14 protein-coding genes are annotated in these 20,481 nt (G+C 46.9%); 4 read left to right on the forward strand and 10 right to left on the reverse strand.

The genetic code is table 11. The features are described from left to right. Positions 1-38: 38 nt before the first annotated feature. From EGC76_RS05205 to dnaE, 7 genes are all read right to left on the reverse strand, one after another. Positions 39-3,215, reverse strand: coding sequence for an efflux RND transporter permease subunit (locus EGC76_RS05205; protein WP_128351950.1), 3,177 nt, complete (start codon positions 3,213-3,215; stop codon positions 39-41). Further along, the gene (locus EGC76_RS05210; RefSeq protein WP_128351951.1) at positions 3,215-4,426 is read right to left on the reverse strand and encodes an efflux RND transporter periplasmic adaptor subunit; all 1,212 of its coding nucleotides are present in this window, start codon (positions 4,424-4,426) and stop codon (positions 3,215-3,217) included. Before EGC76_RS05210 ends, EGC76_RS05205 begins: the two co-directional genes overlap by 1 nt. A gap of 117 nt (positions 4,427-4,543) precedes the next feature. Beyond that, positions 4,544-6,505, reverse strand: coding sequence for a cation:proton antiporter (locus tag EGC76_RS05215; protein WP_128351952.1), 1,962 nt, complete (start codon positions 6,503-6,505; stop codon positions 4,544-4,546). A gap of 2 nt (positions 6,506-6,507) precedes the next feature. Then, on the reverse strand, positions 6,508-7,389 hold the full coding sequence (locus EGC76_RS05220) for a DMT family transporter (protein WP_128351953.1): 882 nt from the start codon (positions 7,387-7,389) through the stop codon (positions 6,508-6,510). A gap of 27 nt (positions 7,390-7,416) precedes the next feature. Next, on the reverse strand, positions 7,417-8,451 hold the full coding sequence (gene tilS / locus EGC76_RS05225) for a tRNA lysidine(34) synthetase TilS (RefSeq protein WP_128351954.1): 1,035 nt from the start codon (positions 8,449-8,451) through the stop codon (positions 7,417-7,419). A 15-nt stretch (positions 8,452-8,466) separates the two neighbouring features. Continuing rightward, positions 8,467-9,423: an acetyl-CoA carboxylase carboxyl transferase subunit alpha gene (accA, locus tag EGC76_RS05230; RefSeq protein ID WP_128351955.1), complete on the reverse strand. Its 957-nt coding sequence runs from the start codon at positions 9,421-9,423 to the stop codon at positions 8,467-8,469. Positions 9,424-9,441: 18 nt separating this feature from the next. Then, the gene (gene dnaE / locus EGC76_RS05235) at positions 9,442-12,945 is read right to left on the reverse strand and encodes a DNA polymerase III subunit alpha (RefSeq protein ID WP_128351956.1); all 3,504 of its coding nucleotides are present in this window, start codon (positions 12,943-12,945) and stop codon (positions 9,442-9,444) included. Positions 12,946-13,118: 173 nt separating this feature from the next. Between dnaE and EGC76_RS05240 the strand changes: the two genes are divergently transcribed. From EGC76_RS05240 to EGC76_RS05255, 4 genes are read left to right on the forward strand one after another with little or no spacing between them, the layout of a single operon-like run. Continuing rightward, entirely contained in the window at positions 13,119-14,240 is a 1,122-nt protein-coding gene (locus EGC76_RS05240) for an MlaE family ABC transporter permease (protein WP_128351957.1), read from the forward strand. Then, a complete protein-coding gene (locus tag EGC76_RS05245; RefSeq protein WP_246013907.1) occupies positions 14,237-14,977 on the forward strand; it encodes an ABC transporter ATP-binding protein in 741 nt (246 codons plus the stop codon). The genes EGC76_RS05240 and EGC76_RS05245 overlap by 4 nt, the downstream gene beginning before the upstream one ends. 3 nt (positions 14,978-14,980) lie before the next feature. Then, the gene (locus EGC76_RS05250; protein WP_128351958.1) at positions 14,981-15,868 is read left to right on the forward strand and encodes an MlaD family protein; all 888 of its coding nucleotides are present in this window, start codon (positions 14,981-14,983) and stop codon (positions 15,866-15,868) included. After that, positions 15,865-16,458: an ABC-type transport auxiliary lipoprotein family protein gene (locus tag EGC76_RS05255; protein ID WP_128351959.1), complete on the forward strand. Its 594-nt coding sequence runs from the start codon at positions 15,865-15,867 to the stop codon at positions 16,456-16,458. The genes EGC76_RS05250 and EGC76_RS05255 overlap by 4 nt, the downstream gene beginning before the upstream one ends. 24 nt (positions 16,459-16,482) lie before the next feature. On the opposite strand, the gene EGC76_RS05260 is transcribed toward EGC76_RS05255, so the two are convergent. The 3 genes from EGC76_RS05260 to EGC76_RS05270 form a co-directional block, all read right to left on the reverse strand. Further along, entirely contained in the window at positions 16,483-16,725 is a 243-nt protein-coding gene (locus tag EGC76_RS05260; protein WP_128351960.1) for a hypothetical protein, read from the reverse strand. Between the two features lie 146 nt (positions 16,726-16,871). Beyond that, positions 16,872-19,097, reverse strand: a complete 2,226-nt coding sequence (locus EGC76_RS05265; protein WP_128351961.1) for an NADP-dependent isocitrate dehydrogenase — start codon at positions 19,095-19,097, stop codon at positions 16,872-16,874. 84 nt (positions 19,098-19,181) lie between these two features. Beyond that, positions 19,182-20,387, reverse strand: coding sequence for an EAL and HDOD domain-containing protein (locus EGC76_RS05270; protein ID WP_128351962.1), 1,206 nt, complete (start codon positions 20,385-20,387; stop codon positions 19,182-19,184). Between the last annotated feature and the right edge of the window lie 94 nt (positions 20,388-20,481).

Here is a 20,481-nt window from a genome sequence, read left to right on the forward strand (position 1 = left end):
CTGCTAGCTCATATTAGTTTAAGGTCAATAGTTTAACATTATGTGACGGAATTGTGTTGTTCTGATTTCGGTTCAGGTGGCTTCGCGAGACCATACCAACTCAACATGGTTTTCATACCCCGACGCGTATCGTTAAGTATCAGGTACAAGCATGGCACCAGCAATAATGTAATAACTGTTGCAAACAAAATACCGAATGCTAACGAAATTGCCATTGGGATAACGATTTTGGCTTGTAGGCTCTTTTCTAACACTATGGGCAGCAAACCAAAGAACGTGGTTAACGAGGTAAGTATAATTGCCCGAAACCGCGCAACCCCAGCTTCAGCAACCGCTTTACGTAGCCTCTCACCTTCCGAGCGAGCTCGGTTCACGTAGTCCACCATAACCAGTGAGTCGTTAACGACAACACCTGCCAACGCAATGATACCGAACAAACTTAAAATCGATATTGGCATGCCTAAAACCCAGTGGCCAACTACCGCCCCTATCATACCGAACGGTATAACCGACATGATGATGAGCGGCTGACTGTAAGATTTCAACGGAATTGCCATCAATGCGTAAATCGCAAACAACGCCAATAAGAATCCTATCGCAAGTGAGTTTGTTGCTTCAGCTTCATCTTGTGATGCACCTTCAAGCTGGAAGCCAACTGAAGGGTAGCGATCTAAAATAGGCTGAATTTTGTCCTCACGAACCTGGCGTACAATATCAAATGGTTGAACTTTGTCCTTATCGACACGCGCCCGAACGTTCACCGAACGTTCGCGATTGATACGGGTAATGGTGTTATAGCCTTTTGCAAAGCGTATGTCGGCTAGCTCGGTGAATGGAATCAACGAACCATCAGCGGTGCGTAATTTCATATCTTCGAGGTTACCAACTGACTGACGCTCCGATAATGGATAACGGACCATAACCTTCACTTCTTCATCATCACGCTGAAGACGCTGCGCCTCGGCACCATAGAACGCATAGCGAACTTGATTCGCTAGTTCTTGTAAGGTGATACCCATTGCAGTTGCTAGCGGCTTTAGCTCTAGAATGATTTCATCATTCCCTTCGCCAAAGGTGTCTTCAATATCGAACACGCCATCGAATTGCCCCAAGTCTTGCTTCAGTAGTGTTGCTGCAGCAGCCAGCTCTTCCAGATTATCGCCAGTAAGTTGGAATTCGACGTCAAAACCGCCGCCGCCACCAATGCTACCTTGGAAATTCAATGCCTTAACACCAGCCATATCCGGCGTTGTTTCGCGCCAATTATTAATTATGGCGAAACCGTCCAAGTTTCTGTTTTCACCTTTTTCTAATTCAGCAAAAACTGTTCCGCTGGTGGTACCGTTCATCCAAATATTGGTGTGTTTAACAATATTATCGCCATTATCAGCTTCGGCTTTCGCATCAACTTTCATCAGCGACTCTTCAATACGCTGTAACGTGCGAATGGTCGATTCTTCTGAAGCGCCCGGCTGCATTTCAACGCGCGCCTGAATAAAGTCACTTGGAATATTGGGGAAGAACACCCAACGCACTGTACCGCCAGCGATCAGGCCAATGGCAAGAATGAACAAACCAACAAAAGCAGCAAGCGTGGTATAGCGGTAATGCAAACACTTCTTCAAAAACGGCTGATAGTAGGTTTTTGCAAAGTACAGCAAACCACCAGATATCTTATTTCGAACACGCTGAAATCCGTTTTGCTTCTGCAACCCGTCTTTTGAGAATTTCATCTTGGCGATGTGCGCCGGCAAAATAAACTTCGATTCAATCAAAGAGAAGGCCAAGCACAGAATGACCACCCAAGCGATCGATTCCCAAATTGCACCCATCCCCCCTTCAACCATCAGCATAGGTATAAAGGCGACCATGGTCGTCAACACCCCGAAAGTGGCTGGCATTGCAACTTTCTTAGCGCCAATAACCACGTTATCAACTGACTTGCCATTCTTTTCAATTTCAGAATACGCGCTCTCGCCGATGACTATGGCATCATCGACCACTATCCCCAGCACTAATATGAAGCCGAACAAAGAAATCATATTAATTGAGATATCGAACATGGGTAATGGCATCAGCGCTATGGTTCCTAAGAAGCAAAGCGGAATGCCAACCATGACCCAAAATGCCAGTCGCAACTGCAAGAACAAGGCCAGCATAATGAATACCAGCGCACCACCAAACAGCATGTTATCAATCATCAAATCGAGGCGGTCATTCAAGTAGTAGGATGAATCCCCCCAGTGCGCTATTTCAATCTGTGGTGGCAACTCTTTTTGTTTACGTTCAACGTAGCTGCGAACCACTTCGGCTATTTTTAAATCGTTCTGATCACCGACCGAATCAACCCGAACAAAGGTTGCTGATGCACCATCAAAACGAGTAAAGCGGCGACGCTCAATAAATGAATCTTGCACTTTAGCAATATCACCAAGCGTTAAACGTGTTCCATCAGGCCGGTTGATCAGAACTATTTTTTCAAATTCGTCGCCCACATAAGCCTGATTATTTGCGCGCAGTAAAATATCGCCATTCGGAGTACGGATTGAGCCACCCGCAACGTCAAGCGAGGTGCCGCGAACTGCGGCAACGATTTCTTGGAAGGTTAAATTGTAACGCTGTAAATCCGCTTCAGAAATTTCGACTGAAATTTCATAATCACGCGCCCCAACTACTTCAACTTTGGTGATACCACCGATGTTTTTCAGGTCGTCTCGAATCGACTTAGCCAGCTCTTTTTGCGGCCCCTCTTCGAGTTCACCAAAAATACTAATCCAGATAACTTGTCGCTGCGGACGTATGCGGTAAATATTCGGCTTTTCAATCTGCTGTGGAAAGCTAGGGATAGCATCGATGAGCATTTTCACTTCATCCATGACTACTTGCACGTCATAGCCACTTTCCACTTCAATAGAAACTGAACCGCCGCCCTCACGCGCTGTAGAGGTAACTCGCTCGATACCGTTGACGTCTTCAATTGCGTCTTCAATGCGCACGATAACGCCTTGCTCTACTTCTTGTGGCGCAGCGCCGGGGAAAGGCACTTGTACGCTAATAACATTCAATTCAATCTCTGGGAACATTTGCTTGCGCACCTGTCCCGTCATGAAAATACCGGTAATAATAATCAACGCCATCAGCAGGTTGGCAGCAACAGTATTATTTGCCCACCACGCGATGATGCCCTTTTTGGGATCGATATCGTATTGGCTCATTAGTTGCTTCCTGTTACTTCAGCGGTTTCCGAATCTGGTGTTTCTTGCTGTTCGATAATAGGGTCACCAGGAATACGAACCTTCATGCTTGGCAGCGCGTTCGATAGCTGAGTTAATACGACGATATCGCCACCGTTTAAGCCTTCGTTGATGATTACGTAATTGGCTTCAGCACGCATTACATTAACGTCACGTTTCTGAATACGACGCTCTTCGTCCACGACCCATAATTTGTCGTCAATCGATAATGCATAGCGTGGTACGCGAAAAACTTGTTCTGCTTCGAGACCATCAATAACTAATTGAACAAAACGACCAAAGCGCAATGGCACTTCGTGCAATGTTGATTCTTGGTTGTACGGGTCTTCCACTTCCACAACGCCATAAATAACGCGGCTATTGCTATCTAAGATGCCTTCACTACGCACTAAACTTCCACGCCATGTATATGCAGTTCCAGCAACGTCACTGGTCAACATAACCTGCGGATAGGCACCTTCATGGCCTGACTCAGGTAAGTCAATGTATGCAAGGTCACGATCGCTCAGTGGCACGCGAACCTCAGCCACCTCTGAGCCATATAGCAAACCAACTTGGGTATTCATTGACACAAACTGACCAATATCGACATTCTTGCTCTGCAAAATACCATCGTATGGCGCACGAACAGTAGTTCGATCAAGGTCACGTTCTGCCTTTGCGACTGCAGCTTCTGCGGACTGAACTGCCGCAACAGCACTTGCTACCTGAGGTTCACGAATACCCAGTGATGGAATCTCGCCCATTTGCAGCGATTCCCACTCTTCTTTAGCAACTTGAGCACGTGCACTCTCTTCTGCGAGTCCAGCCTTCGCTTGTGCTAAAGAGGCTTTGGCTGTCTGCAGCGCAACACGATAGTCAGCGGTATCAATCTGCAGTAACACATCACCTTTTTTGAAAAAGCCGCCGTTCACAAAATTGTCAGCAACCTCGGTGATTTGACCACTTACCTGTGTCACCAGGTTGGTCATATGCTTCGGTTTTACGTTACCCTGACCGGACACCTTAAAACGCACTGTTTCTGGCTGTACTTCCAACACATCAACAAGCACTGGCGGTCGTTCATTGGAGCGCTCAGGAGGTTGCGGGCGCAAGGTAATCATCGCCACCAACAAGAGAATAGCGACAAGAAGAATAAGAGGTGGTAATAAAGCGCGTTTTTTAAATGCCATGACGTCTCGGTTCCATGAATGAGTCTTTCGCAAAAATTAAATTTTTCAGTCTCTAGTATGACGAAGTCTCCAGTAATCCGTTAGTAACAATGTGTTAGCAGTTGTAAACAAACTTCGCTATCCGTTTAATAAGTAACTCTCGCCAGCCTCAATAGCTCTTGGCCCACCGGCAAGCAGCACCACATCATCGTGTTGTAACGCAAAGTCACCATGTACTTCGGAAAACTCTTGATCACCACGGCGTACTGATTTGATCTGCAAATTTAGGTCATCCAGAGCGAGGTCAATTAGCTTTTTACCGCATGCAAACGCATTTTGAGGCAGCGCGACCGCATGTAAAAATTGTAAACGATCAAGCTTTTCCGGATTCATATCCGTGGTTTCGCCTGGGTAAAACCCATGCATTTCACCATAATGTGACCGGCGTGCTTGATCGAGGCGTGAAAGAATTTTTCGTATTGGAATACCAGAACGACTTAAAATTTGGGACACCAACATCAGGCTAGCTTCTAAGGTATCGGGCACAACCTGCGTTGCTCCCGCTTCCATCATAGCTTTTAGACGCATATCGTCGCGACTACGTACAATAATTTCGGCATGCTCATTTATATGGCGAATTGCTTTTAGCACATCGAGTGCTCGCTCATCGTCAGCAAAACTAATAATGATTAATTCAGCTTCATCTGCATGCACGGCCTGCAGAATATCGCGCCTTACGGCATTGCCAAAGAACACTTTTGAACCGCCCGCAACAGCTTCTTGCACACGTTTCGCGTCATGATCAATAGCGAGGTAATCAATTCCTTCATTGGTTAGAAAGCGCGCAACGGTCTGGCCGACACGACCGAACCCCAAAATGAGTACGCGTGAGCGCTCATCATTTGGCTGCGGCAACCCCACACCATCGTCTTCGTCCTGCTTGCGTAAGATGAAATCAACGACGTTACGGCAGCGCTGAATAACCAGCGGCGTAAGCGCCATACCAAACACACCTACCCCAACCAGCATCGATGCGACGCTCGCTTCGAGCAATTGGAAACTTAACGCCAGCGACGCGAGAACAAAACCAAATTCTCCCATCTGGAACAACATTAAACCGGCACCCCACGCATCTTCTTTGCGCTCATCCATAATCCCAGCTAATGCGCGTACCACAAACAGCTTTATAAGGCCCACGGCAATTACAATTGCGATAATCCAATGCAAGTTCGCGACAAACACATTAAAGTCTAACTGCATGCCTACGGTAATAAAAAATAGCCCCATCAAGATATCGCGAAATGGCCGGATATCTGCTTCCAACTGATGCTTATACTTGCTCTCGCCCAACATCATTCCCGCCAAAAAGGCACCGAGAGCCATCGATAAACCAAATAAATGAGTCATCCCCCCTGCAACGAGGGCTACCAACAGCGTTGCCAAAACAAACAACTCGTCAGTTCGCAACTTAGCTATTTCTCGAAAAACATGCGGTAACACCCATTTGCCAATGGCCATCAGCACAATGACCACGCCGGTGCCCTTTAGCAGCGCATAGCCAAGGCTCTCCCACATTGATATATCGCTATTTGAGGCGAGTAACGGAATAATAATCAACATGGGTACTACGGCAATATCCTGGAACAACAACACCGCAACCGTCAGTTGCCCCTTCTTTGAGGTTAATTGCGACGACTCGCCAAGTTGCTTGATGACGACAGCTGTTGAAGATAGTGCCAAGGTACAGCCGACAATGAACGCTGTGGTCCAGTCGTTAACAAAGAAAACAGCTAAAACGGCGAATAACGCAGTACACAACACAACTTGTCCGGCCCCAAGGCCAAACACTTGGCCACGCATGGCAATCATTTTGGGTAAAGAGAATTCAAGACCAAGTGAAAATAGCAACAACACGACACCGAGCTCGGCGACAAAATGATACTCATCAGGATCAGATATCCAAGCCAATACATCCGGCCCGGCAACAATGCCAGCAACAAGGTACGCCAAGATAGCCGGTAGTTTGATTTTGCGAAATGCCCAAACCAACACAACGGCCATCGCAAGCAGTAAGAGTATGTCCGTAAATCCACTATTCACTTTTATTCCCTTAGCCGATAAAGCCCAACACAAATCAATGATAAGCCTATCAGTGTGGTTACTTGAATGGTTTCACCAAGTATAAAATAGATTAATATCAATGATATAAACGGGCTCAAAAATATTAAGGTAGAAATTTGCGCCGTTTTTGTGGCTAATCGCATGGCTGTGAGCCACAAAAAGAAGGTGAGCCCCATCTCAAACAGTCCCACATAGACACCCGCCCAAACCCCAGCCCAAGGTATAGACCAATTGGCTGGTGTGTCAAAAATCAATGCGTTAACACCATTAAATAAAACTAACCAAATGCTGCCCCAAAAAAAACACCAAAACAACGCCGGTATGGGTTTATCTGTATTCTTGGTATTCATTAACCAGTAGCTGGCCCACAACAAGGTACTGAATAGAGCAAGGCCAATACCCGTCCAGTTCGTTTGGCTAAAGTCCCAAGCACCGCCAGTGGCGATTAAAAACACCCCGGCATATGCCAGTAACATGGCCAGTAATTCTTTGCGTGTTAGCGATTGTTTCAAAAATGGCACGGCTAACAGCGACATGGTAATCGCCCAAGTATAGTTGATAGCTTGGGCTTGCTGTGCTGGCAACTGATCGTAAGCAGCAAATAGAACCCAATAGTATGCGGCAGGATTAATAAACCCTTGCCCAATATAGAACCCTGCACGCGAGCGCCCTACTTGAATGGCTTCACGCCAACGCTGCTGTATGGTCAGAATTATTGCAAAGGTTAATAGGCTGGTAAGGGCTGCAATACTAAGTAATTGCAACGGGCTAAGGTAACGCAGCGCCAGCTTGAATGCTGTCGCCACTGTTGACCACAACAACACTGCGGCCAATGCATAGAGAATCGCTTTACGCTGATCCATCGTCTTCCTTGCAAGCGTTAAACCGAGCTAGCTAGATTGCTCAGTTAAAGTTAATAAACGATCTTTATTATCGGCAGTGTGCCGGGTTACCTTGCAATGCCCCCAACGTACTTCTGGGCGCGCGTCGTTTGTGGTGAGTAGCATTTGCGTGCGTAACTGCTCAAGCTGAGCATAAGAAGGGGTTTGTGCACCACAAACCTGTAACCAATACCGCAAGGCACCGCGTTGAAGGTCGGCTGAAGCGTCTTGCAGCCAACGCGTAGCTAGTCGGCATTCAGAATCAATATGCGGTGCGACCCGATCATGCAGCAATTGCTCAAGCAAATGTTGTGTTTCTGCGCATAACTGCGCACTTCGCAAAACCGAATTACCGAACTGGGGCCAGCGTTGCTCTAATTTAGGGATAACCTCATGGCGCAAATAGTTTCGCTCAATACTGATGTCATAATTGGTATCGTCTTCAATCCAGTGCAACTGCTTTGCACGGGCGTAGCCATAGATATCTTGTTTACTGATATCTAATAACGGACGCACCCAAGTCTGACCATTTTTTCGGCTGACTGCTGCCATCGCAGCGAGTCCTTTCGGCCCCGCCCCGCGCTTTAGTTGCAGCAGAAAGGTTTCGATTTGATCATTGCGGTGCTGACCTAGCAAAAATATAGCGTTGGCATCGCCAATTGCTTCTAGCCGTCTGTAGCGCGCCTCGCGACCAGCCGCTTCTTTACTTACCCGAGCTCCAGTTGCTACCGGCAGCACTTCGCAAATCATCGGGAATTTTCGGCGCTCACAGTCCGCTTGAAGCCCTTTAGCCCAAGTTGCCGAGCTGGGATGGAATGAGTGATCAAGATGAATCGCTAAGTAGCGATAATTTGGAAATTCTTGTCGAAATCGGTCCAGTAAATCCAATACCGTCTGTGAGTCCGCACCACCACCTAAACAGGCAATAATCTGTTGGTTAGCAGCTAGACTTAAGGCTAATAATCGTTCTTTAAATAACGAATAAAGGGGAGCAGTGTCAGCACTGTCCCCTTTATTTATTTGGCGAGTAGTCGCATTGTTCAACGCGAATCACTCCACTTAACAGTAACCAAATGACATCAACTTTTGGTAACGTTGTTCAAGGCGAGCTGCACTATCTAAATTAACCAGTGCGTCCAAATCTGCAATCAATTGCTTCTTCAAACGTCGCGCCATTTCTTCGTGATCACGGTGCGCGCCGCCAATTGGCTCTGCAATGATTGAATCGATTAAACCCAATTCTTTCGAACGCTGCGCGGTAACACCCATAGCTTCGGCTGCTAACGGTGCTTTTTCTGCACTCTTCCAGAGAATTGACGCACAGCCTTCTGGTGAAATCACCGAGTAGGTTGAGTACTGCAGCATGTTGACGCGGTCGCCAACGCCAATCGCCAACGCACCACCGGAACCGCCTTCACCAATTACCGTACAAATGATTGGCGTATTTAAGCGCGACATAACCTTTAAGTTACGGGCGATAGCTTCAGACTGACCGCGCTCTTCAGCACCGATACCCGGGTATGCCCCTGGCGTATCAATAAAGGTAATAATTGGCATTTTAAAGCGTTCTGCCATTTCCATTAGACGCATCGCTTTGCGATAACCCTCAGGTTTCGGCATACCAAAATTACGGCGAATTTTTTCTTTGGTTTCACGACCTTTCTGATGCCCGATAACCATTACTGGAGTGCCATCAAGGCGTGCTGTACCCGCTACGATAGCTTCATCGTTGGCAAAGGTTCTGTCCCCAGCTAGCTCATCAAAATCATCAAAGATGTGCTTAATGTAGTCAAGCGTGTACGGACGTAACGGATGACGTGCCAATTGCGCAACTTGCCATGCACCCAAATCACCGAAGATTTTTTCGACGAGTTGTTCACGTTTTTCTTGCAGCTTTGTAATTTCCTCTTCGAGTGAAATATCAAAGTTGCCTTTTGCGCCAACTGCTTTTAATTCTTCGATTTGCGCCTGCAGTTCTGCGATAGGCTGCTCAAAATCTAAAAATTTAAGACTCATTATGGCTCCCATTTGCCACTAAAATTCGAGTTCAACCGCTTTATTTCCAAAGCGCTGTTGCAACTCATACAACAATTCATCGGTTGGGGTCACATACCATTCTGTGGCCGCCACATATTCTGCCGTTAAATCAGGACGCACATAACGGATGTGCAGCGGGCATGAGCCCTGCTTGAATGGTTCTAACAACTGCGTAAGTTGCGTTAAACCATGCCCTTCTAATTGCTCTTGTCGAAGTGTGAGGCGAAGCGTTTTTGCGTATTGCTCACGCATTCCGACAATGGTCATCACCTCACGTGCCGTCATTGTATTGGCAGAGGAGTAATCATCAAAGCTGACCTCTCCTTTTACCACTAAAATCTGGTCTTTTTCGAGCATGTGCTGAAAATTTTCATAATCTTTAGCAAAGAATCGCACGTCAAACCGCGCTGTTTTATCATGCAAGGTCACAATTGCCCAGCGTTGATTTTGTCGGTTTAGCATGGTGCGAACGTCAACAACCAGGCCTGCTACCGTTGTTGTCTGATCCCGTCCCGTTGGTCGCACATTGGCTAACACCGCCGGCACATAGTTTTTTAATTCAGCACGATAACGGTTTACCGGATGACCCGTTAAGTATAGCCCAAGCGTTTCACGTTCGCCTTCTAACCACATTCCTTCGGGCCAAGGGGCAACCTGAACAAACTCATGTTCAATTTGAACATCATCGGAAGCCGTCGTCAGTACGCCGAACAAGTCACTCTGTCCTATCGCTTCAGCACGTGCATGTTGCTCGGCCTGGCGCATGGCTTTTTCTAGCGTAGCCATAATGGTAGCCCGATGTGGGCCCAACGAGTCCATCGCGCCAGCTTTTATCAGCTTTTCCAAGACACGCCGGTTGAGCTTCTTCAGATCAACACGGCAACAGAAATCAAATAAATCGGTAAACGGACCTTCTTCACGTGCGGCCAATATTGCTTCTATCGGGCCTTCACCAACGCCTTTTATCGCACCAATTCCATACACAATGGACTGTTCTGCATCAACGGTAAACTTATACTGGCCCCTATTCACGTCAGGAGGCAGTAATTTGATACCCATATTTTCGCATTCATCAACTAAGGTGACGATTTTATCCGTGTTATCCATATCTGCGGACATAACCGCTGCCATAAACTCAGCGGGATAATGGGTTTTCATCCACAGGGTTTGATACGAAACTAACGCGTAAGCCGCGGAGTGCGATTTGTTAAAACCGTAACCGGCAAACTTTTCGACCAAGTCGAATATCTTGATCGCTAACTCACCGTCAATGCCATTTTTACGCGCACCCTCTTCAAAAACAGCACGCTGTTTAGCCATTTCCTCGGGTTTCTTTTTACCCATTGCTCGGCGCAACAAGTCAGCGCCGCCCAGTGAATAACCAGCGAGTACCTGTGCAATCTGCATGACCTGTTCTTGGTATAAAATTACGCCGTAGGTTGGCTCCAGAATAGGCTTCAGTAATTCGTGCTGATAGTCTTTATCAGGATACGAAATCGCTTCACGTCCGTGCTTACGGTCAATGAAGTTATCAACCATGCCCGATTGCAATGGCCCCGGACGAAACAGTGCTACCAATGCGATAATGTCTTCAAAGCTATCAGGCAACAGCTTTTTAATCAGTTGCTTCATACCAGCAGATTCAAGCTGGAATACCGCAGTGGTTGCGCCCTTTTTAAGTAGGGAAAAACAGCGTGGATCATCCAAAGGGATGTGATTAATGTCGATGGGCTCTTGACCATCACGCTGACGATTAGCATTAACCATGTCTAAGGCCCACTGAATAATCGTCAGTGTGCGTAGCCCCAAAAAGTCAAATTTCACTAAGCCAGCAGCTTCAACATCATTCTTATCGAATTGCGTAACCGGTTGCTTGCCCTCATCATCACAATAAAGAGGGGAAAAATCAGTGATGCGTTCCGGTGCGATAACAACACCACCCGCATGTTTACCGGCATTACGCGTAACCCCTTCGAGAATACGCGCCATGTCGATGATTTCGCGCACGTCGTCATCTTGTTCGTACATTTCGACGATGCGAGGCTCTATCTCAAAGGCTTTTTCAAGTGTCATACCCGGATCTCCGGGGACCAACTTGGTTATTTTATCAACAAAACCGTAGGGGTGGCCCAATACGCGACCAACATCACGAATTGAGGCTTTTGCCGCCATAGTACCGAACGTGATGATCTGGGACACCGCTTCACGGCCATAGAGGTCGGCAACATGGTCAATAACTTCATCACGGCGATCCATACAGAAATCGATATCGAAGTCGGGCATCGATACCCGCTCAGGGTTCAAGAACCGTTCGAAAAGCAAATCAAGTTCTAATGGGTCAAGATCGGTAATTTTAAGCGCGTAGGCAACCAATGAACCTGCACCGGAACCACGCCCCGGGCCTACTGGAATATTGTTATCTTTTGACCACTGAATAAATTCCATTACGATCAAGAAATAACCAGGAAAACCCATTTGGTTAATAACATCGAGTTCAATCTTGAGGCGTTCATCGTAGGGAGCACGATTCTGCTGGCGTTGTTCCGGGTCAGGGAATAAAACCTGTAAGCGTTGTTCCAAACCTTCAATAGACTTTTTAACCAGAAAGTCTTCGGTGGTCATACCGCCAGTTGGGAATTCAGGCAATACGTGTTTATCGAGTGTGACCGTGACATTGCATCGCTTCGCAATTTCCACAGTATTTGCTAATGCTTCTGGAATGTCGCTAAACAACTCAAGCATTTCGTCTGCGCTTTTTAAGTATTGCTCAGGGCTGTATTTCTTCGGGCGACGCTTGTCGTCCAGTGTGTAGCCGTCAGATACCGCAACACGCACCTCATGCGCATTAAAGTCTTCAGCGCGCAAAAACATTACTTCATTGGTCGCAACAACAGGCACGTCACTTTCCGCTGCTAACGCAACCGCCGCATGCAAGTATTCATCTTCACCGGGGCGACCCGTTCGCAGTAATTCAAGATAGAAACGATCGGCAAAATGTTGTTGATAAAAAGCTAACAGTTCGCGCGCTTCGTCCGCACGATTTTGCAGCAACTTACGGCCAATGTCGCCCTCGCGGCCACCTGACAGAAGCAACAAACCACGCTGATGATCAACAAGCCATTCTTTATTTATACAAGGCTTGCCACTACGATGACCCGCTAAATAGCCGCGGCTAATCAATTGCGTCAGTTGCTGATAGCCTTCATTGTTCATTGCTAAAGCCGTTAACCGAAAAGGCTCATCTTGTGAGTCTGCTGTCCAGCCTTCTGGCAGCAGCCAGAGATCGCAGCCTACAATTGGCTTTAATCCCTGGTCATGGGTCGTCCGATAAAAACGAACTAAGCCACACATATTCATTTGATCAGTTAACGCTAACGCAGGCATGCCCTTCGCTGCTGTGGCTTCACAAATAGGCTTAACCTTTGCGAGACCATCCATCATCGAAAAGTCACTGTGGACACGTAGGTGAATAAATTGGGGCTGTTTGCTCACTTCGCTCATGCGTTATTTCATACACTCATAAATAATTATCTGGTTATTGTGCCGCATGCATCACGCTATGTCATGTAGTGATTGTGACCTTTTGAATTGGCTGTAAAATTTGCGTGAAAACTGACTAAATGTTCAATAGTTGTTATAGTATTTTTCTAAGCTAGCCACTACGTTGGGGTTTTATGTCACGCGCAGGGTTTATTCACTACGATAATACCGAAAAGCTACTGCAAGTAGGTGGTGAGTGGACACTTGAGCACTACATCGCGCTTAACCGCGCAATTCAACAACTACCACCCGCTCCTGAAACCACAAGGCTAGATTGTTCCAACTTAGGCAAAGTTGACTTCAATACAGCCAGCTTATTAGCCGATTACCTTGGCAGTCCACAGCTTGATAAACTGCTGCCGCATGCGCAAGGACTCACAACTGACCAGCGGGATATTTTTGCCAGCGCGGTGCAAGCCACCCAAACAACCGAGCTTTATACCGCAAAACCATCCTTCTCCGCGGTCGGTTTGATCGCCCAGCTTGGTCAAAACGTTAGCAACCAAGTTCATCAACTGGTGCTACTCCTTAACTTTATTGGTGATCTGGTACTCACGTGTGTAGCAGTTCTAGTTCGTCCCTCCCGATGGCGCGTCACGGCATGGTTTTACCACATGCAACAGGCTGGCTTAGCAGCCATTCCTATTGTCAGTTTAATGGCCTTTTTAGTTGGCGCCGTGGTTGCTTTTTTAGGGGCAACGGTACTGACGGAGTTCGGCGCCACTGTTTACGCCGTCGACCTCGTTGCCTTCGGTTTTATGCGTGAACTGGGAGTATTACTTGCCGCTATCTTGCTGGCAGGCCGAACGGCGAGCTCTTTTACTGCTCAGATTGGCGCTATGAAAGTAAATGAAGAGCTTGATGCCATGCGCGTGGAACAGTTGGACCCTATTGAGCTACTTGTTGTACCGCGTCTATTGGCACTTCTGGTTATGTTGCCACTGTTAGGTTTTGTTTCTATTTTGGCCGGCCTAGCCGGTGGTGCTGCTGTTGCTGTCGGCAGTCTGGATATTTCGTGGAACCAATACCTGTCCATTCTTAATGAGGTGCCGGTACGTCACTTTTGGGTAGGTATGAGCAAAGCACCGTTTTTTGCCGTCGTAATTGCAACTATTGGCTGCTTAGAGGGGTTTAAAGTTGCCAATAGTGCGCGCTCTATCGGTCAGCACACAACCTCAAGCGTGGTACAGGCACTGTTTGCTGTAATCCTGCTCGATGCCATCGCGGCATTATTTTTCATGGAGATGAATTGGTGATTCAGCCAGCCGAAACAATTTTATCCATGCGCCAAATCAGTAACCGATTTGGCAATCAGATGGTGCATCAAAACCTTAACCTTGATGTTTACCGCGGTGAAATAATTGGTCTGGTGGGTGGCTCGGGTGCGGGCAAGTCAGTATTGCTGCGAACCGCTATTGGCCTAAATAAACCCGATACCGGTGAAATTATACTTAATGCATCACCAATTGGGGTATTGTTTCAACATGGCGCCTTGTTTTCTTCAATGACCGTTGCAGAAAATGTCGCCCTACCTTTGATAGAGCACACGCGTTTGAGCCGAGCACAAGCACTGCATCTGGCACAAATTAAATTGGCCTTGGTTGGGCTCAATCAGCAAGCTGGCGAACAATACCCCGCCGAATTATCCGGCGGCATGGTAAAGCGCGCGGCATTAGCACGTGCTTTGATTCGCGAACCTGACATAGTGTTTTTAGATGAGCCGACCGCCGGGCTTGACCCGCTCAATGCCGCTGCATTTGATCGGTTGATTAAAACGCTATCAAAAGCGCTTGGCTTAACGGTTGTTCTGGTGACGCATGATCTCGACACACTTTATGCAATTTGTGACCGTATTGCAGTGCTTGCTGATAAACGTATCGTGGCTGTTGATACCGTTGCAAAGGTGGTAGCGAACCCTGATTCATGGATTCAGTCCTATTTCCATGGCCCACGTGGACGCGCTGCGGCGCACGCCGCTCGCAAGGAGGTTTAACCGATGGAAACTAAAGCACACCATATTATTGTTGGGGTGTTAACACTCACCCTGCTGCTAGGGGCACTTGCATTTGTGCTCTGGCTCACTAAGGCTGACTCAGAGCGCGCGTACAAGCAATACGACGTACTTTTCAAGGAACCTGTTTCAGGGTTAACCATTGCCAGCCCAGTGCAATTCAACGGGATTAATGTTGGTGAAGTTACCCGCCTAAGCTTAGATAAAGACGATGCGCGGGTGGTGCGTGCCCGTATTCAAATTAATGCAGCAACGCCTGTAACTCAGGCGACTGTAGCGAGTTTATCGCTGTTAAATATTACCGGCGCCAGTGGCATTGCTTTAGAACAAAGTGTCGCACAAAGCCCACCAATTAATAACGGTGAAGGTATACCAGAAATCATTGCAGAGCCTTCGCAATTGACACAACTTCGGCTTAGCACCGAGGAGCTCTTTGTTAACGTAAGCCAAATGATCAGCAACGCAAATCGATTGTTTTCAGACACTAATATGCAATCTATCGAGTCTATCCTTACCAATGTCGATACCTTTAGTACCGAACTGGCACAGCAGTCCAGCAGTATCGCCAGCGTTCTTGACAACCTGCAGGCCAGCACCAAACAATTAAACGATTCTTTGGTTTCACTTGAAGAAGAGGTTTCAAAACGCAGCGAACCCTTATTTGATAAGGCCGATCAGACTTTAAATAACCTGGCCAGTGCGAGTGCTGAACTCAATCAATTAATCAGCCAGAATCGCGGGAATATCGATGCCGGAATGGCGGGCATTGCCGAAGTGGGTCCAACTCTAATGGAGCTGCAACGCACCTTGCAGCATTTAAATGCCATCGCCGCCAAGTTTGAAGGCGAGCAAGTGCGGGAGTATCAACCATGAATAAAAGACTTGGTTTCGCCATTACCGCAGTTATCTTACTTGCGCCGGGTTGCAGTATCTTACCTGAACCTAAGCCCATTGATTTTTATACGTTAAAGCCAGCACAAGTGAGTTATTTTGCTGCCGTTTCAAAGCGACAAATAAGCGTAGCAGAGCCTGAGCTAGCTGATATGTTGCAACTTGAGCGTATTTTACGCGTGGCTAATAACGGTAGCATTGTGGCTTACTCCGAAGCTCGTTGGAGCGCGCCTATTGCATTAGTGTGGCAAAACTGGCTGCTTGATGCCTTATGGCGCGACGCACGCTTTGACGACATCAGTTCACGGCAACAAGGTTTAGATGCGCAATGGCAAGTAGCTGGTCGCCTGCAGGCGTTTCACATCATCGAATCAACGGCAGGCGCGTTCGCTACGGTGCGATTCGATGCACAACTTATTGATATAAAAAACCGCCGTTTAACCGCAAGCAAAACTTTTCAAGCTGAGGTGGCGTTAAATGATTCTTCTGCAGCCAGCGCTGTACAGGCTTTAGGGCACGCCAGCGAACAAGTCGGTGAGGATTTATTGAGTTGGCTCGCTGAGCCCCATTAAATTGGGCTCAGCACGTTCTTTGAATTATTCGAAACTGCCCACAAAGGCTTGTATGCCTTCTTGCTTTAGCGCGTCAAGTGCTTCATCTAGCGCTTCTTGATCGGTTTCAAATTTATCTTCCCACACCGTCGAGTTATTACCCTCGTCAACAATTTCAAGAACCCAACCACTGTCCTCAGTACGGTAGATATCAATTTCAACTTTATGTCCGTCATCCGTGTATTCGCGGCATAATGGGCTTTGAATATATTCTACTTGGTCAGTCATATTTATTCCTCAAAAGGGTAAGTGCCAAATTAAGTACGGCAGTTTCGTTTATTAGTCTAACACCTCACGATTACGCTTACCCATCGTTTAGCTATAAAAAAACCGAGGCAAACAGCCTCGGTTTTTCACATTCTACTTAAACAGACTTACAAGCTAGCCAATGTGCTGTTCAAAGTTGCTGACGGACGCATGGCCTTATCAACTAACTCTGGATTTGGCTGGAAGTACCCGCCGATTTCAACAGGGTGACCATGCACACTGTTCAGCTCTTCAACAATTTTAGCTTCGTTTTCATTGAGCAATTTAGCCAACTTACCAAAACGCTCAGCCAACGCCTTATCTTTACTTTGCGCCGCCAATGCTTCTGCCCAGTACATGCCCAGATAGAAGTGGCTGCCACGGTTATCGATTTGGCCTAGCTTGCGCGCCGGCGACTTATTGTTTTCAAGGAATTTTGACGTTGCAGAATCCAGAGCATCAGCCAAAATCTGTGCACGGTCATTGTTGTTACGCTGAGCTAAGTGCTCCAATGACGCTGCTAATGCTAAGAATTCGCCAAGTGAATCCCAACGTAAGTAATTTTCTTCAACAAATTGCTGTACGTGCTTCGGTGCAGAACCACCTGCTCCAGTCTCGAACAAGCCACCACCGTTCATCAGTGGAACAATTGACAGCATTTTCGCTGACGTACCCAGTTCTAGAATTGGGAACAAATCAGTCAAGTAGTCGCGCAATACGTTACCGGTAACTGAAATAGTGTCTTTGCCTTCTTTGACGCGTGCTAGCGTGTGCGTAGTCGCTTCAGTTGGGGCCATAATACGAAGGTCAAGACCGTCAGTATCATGATCTTTCAGATACGCATTCACTTTTTTGATCAATTCAGCGTCGTGTGCACGGTTCTCATCTAACCAGAACACAGCAGGCATACCACTTAAACGTGAACGATTAACCGCCAGCTTCACCCAGTCGCGAATTGGTGCATCTTTAACCTGGCACATACGCCAGATATCACCTTTTTCGACCTCGTGTGAAAATACAGTTTCGCCAGCTTTGTTTAACACAACAACTGTGCCATCAGCCGGAATTTCAAACGTTTTATCGTGCGAGCCGTATTCTTCAGCTTTTTGCGCCATCAAACCGACGTTTGGTACGGTGCCCATAGTTGCTGGATCGAACGCACCATTGTCTTTACAAAAGTCGATAGTGGCTTGATAAACACCTGCATAGCAACGATCTGGAATCATGGCTTTAGTTTCTTGGGTTTTGCCCTGGCGATCCCACATGGTGCCGCCATCGCGAATCATTGCAGGCATTGATGCATCGATAATCACGTCGCTTGGCACGTGCAAGTTGGTAATGCCTTTGTCTGAATTAACCATCGCTAATTCCGGCTGTTTGTCATAAACCGCTTGAATATCTGCTTCAATTTCAGCGCGCTGATCTGCTGGAAGGTCGGCAATTTTCGCCAACACATCACCGAAACCATTGGTTGCGTCAACGCCGAGTTTATTAAATACATCTGCGTGTTTTGCGAAAACCTCAGCGAAGTAAACTTTTACGGCATGACCAAACATGATTGGGTCAGAAACCTTCATCATGGTTGCTTTTAAGTGCAGTGATAACAAAATACCCTGCTCTTTAGCCGCTGCAGTTTCTTGGGCAAAGAATGCCTGAAGTTGCGAAGCACTCATGCGTGCAGCATCAACAACTTCGCCGGCTAATACTTTGACGGAATCTTTGAGTACGGTTTGGCCTGCAGGTGTGTTCAACACAACTTTTAAGTCATCGGCTTGTGCAAACGTTGTCGATTGTTCGCTGCTGTAGAAGTCGCCGTCGCTCATATGTGCAACGTGCGTTCGCGAGTCTTTACTCCACGCACCCATGCGGTGTGGGTGTTTCTTTGCGAAGTTTTTAACCGAAGTTGGCGCGCGACGATCAGAGTTACCTTCGCGCAACACAGGGTTTACTGCAGAACCTTTGATTTTGTCATAACGAGATTTAACATCACGCTCCTCGTCGGTTTTTGCTTCCATCGGATAATTTGGAAGTTTATAACCTTGTTCCTGCAACTCTTTGATCGCAGCCATCAGCTGTGGAATGGATGCACTGATGTTCGGCAACTTAATGATATTAGCTTCAGGTGTTTTAGCCAATTCGCCCAGTTCGGCAAGGGCATCATTGATGCGCTGTTCTTGCGTTAAATACTCCGGGAAACTCGCAATAATACGACCCGCTAAACTGATGTCACGGGTTTCCACTGACACGCCTGCCGCATCGGTAAAAGCACGAATAATTGGCAGCAACGAATACGTCGCTAAACGCGGAGCTTCATCAGTTTCAGTGTAAATAATCTTTGAACTATCAGTCGACATAGTGATTCCTATTCATTAGTTCAGGACAGAAAAAAGTGGCCCGAATTATAGCAGGATATGGCCTGAATCACTAGCGCTTGGTGGTTATTCGATCACAATGTTGTTAAGCAATTCATCAACTAAGAAGTGACACTGCTGATAAATATCAAACAAATCGCCATGCCCTTCCAGCGGTTTTTTCATCGCTAAATCATATTCAAATTGCTGCACTGCTTGCAGGTATTTCCCCAGCTCGCCTTCGTCATTCAATACTGCAGATCGAACCGATTCCGAAACATTTAAGTCAGCAAGAAATGTTTGTTTTTCAATACCTAAAAGAACCTCTGAGCCTGACAACAGGCCAACTAAGAAGGCAGGCCCTGGTAAGCGATTGAACGGGTCTTTTTTACGTGCTAATTCGCTACACATGTAAGCGCGGGTCAGTATTAACTTCGTTTTTTCCGGTGCCTGCCCTTTTACCGCTACAATTAACAACACCCATTTGCGCAGCGGCTCAAGGCCTAATAACATAACCACTTCTTTTAACGACTCAATTTTGCGAGTCAGTCCGTAATAGGGGCTGTTAGCGATTCGCAATAGGTTAACCACCAACACGGGGTCGGTTTGCAGCGCAGCAACTATCTCATACAGCTCAGGGTCTTCTGCAAATAACTGGTTGATGACCAGCGTTAGTTGCGTTGCAGCCGCTGATGGTACGCGCCGACCTTCAACAGCTGTTGGTCGGGCAAGAAAGTAGCCTTGAAACAGGTCAAAGCCTAATTCCTGATATTGTTGCAGTGTTGTTTCATCTTCAATGCGTTCGGCAAGCCAAAGTACATCAAGATGTTGGAGTTCTTGATAGCGCTGCTTAGCCACATCAAATGGGGTTCTTTCAATATCAACTTTGATGATAGTGGCGAGATCGAGCAAGGGCTTCCAACCGTCTTGAAATTCAAAATCATCCAGTGCAAATCGAAACCCTTTCGCAACCCATCGCTTAATTGCTGCAACAATTTCATCGTTTGGCTCAATCCGTTCAACCAATTCGACAATTACGTGTTCTGGCGCTAAAGGTAGAAATAGCCCAGATAGCAGAAATTCAGTTGAGACATTCACACACACCGGTAATTTGATGTGCTCAACGTACTCTAAGAGGCCTGTGCACAGGTTATAAAGTACTTCACTGGTTGCGACACTATCACCGACTTCAAACGCCGTAATCCCCGTTTCATGACGATAAAGCAGCTCATGCGCATAGATATGGCCGTCGCAATCGTAAATAGGCTGTGAAGCAAACAAAATCTCTGGCATCCCTGTACTCTCTTTCGCACAAATTTTACCAACCTGTATATCAAAAAAAGGGGGACAGAGCTAGCTCTGTCCCCCTTTAACACTGTAATCACGT

The sequence above is a fragment of the Pseudidiomarina gelatinasegens genome, from assembly GCF_004025325.1.
Classification (GTDB): domain Bacteria; phylum Pseudomonadota; class Gammaproteobacteria; order Enterobacterales; family Alteromonadaceae; genus Pseudidiomarina; species Pseudidiomarina gelatinasegens.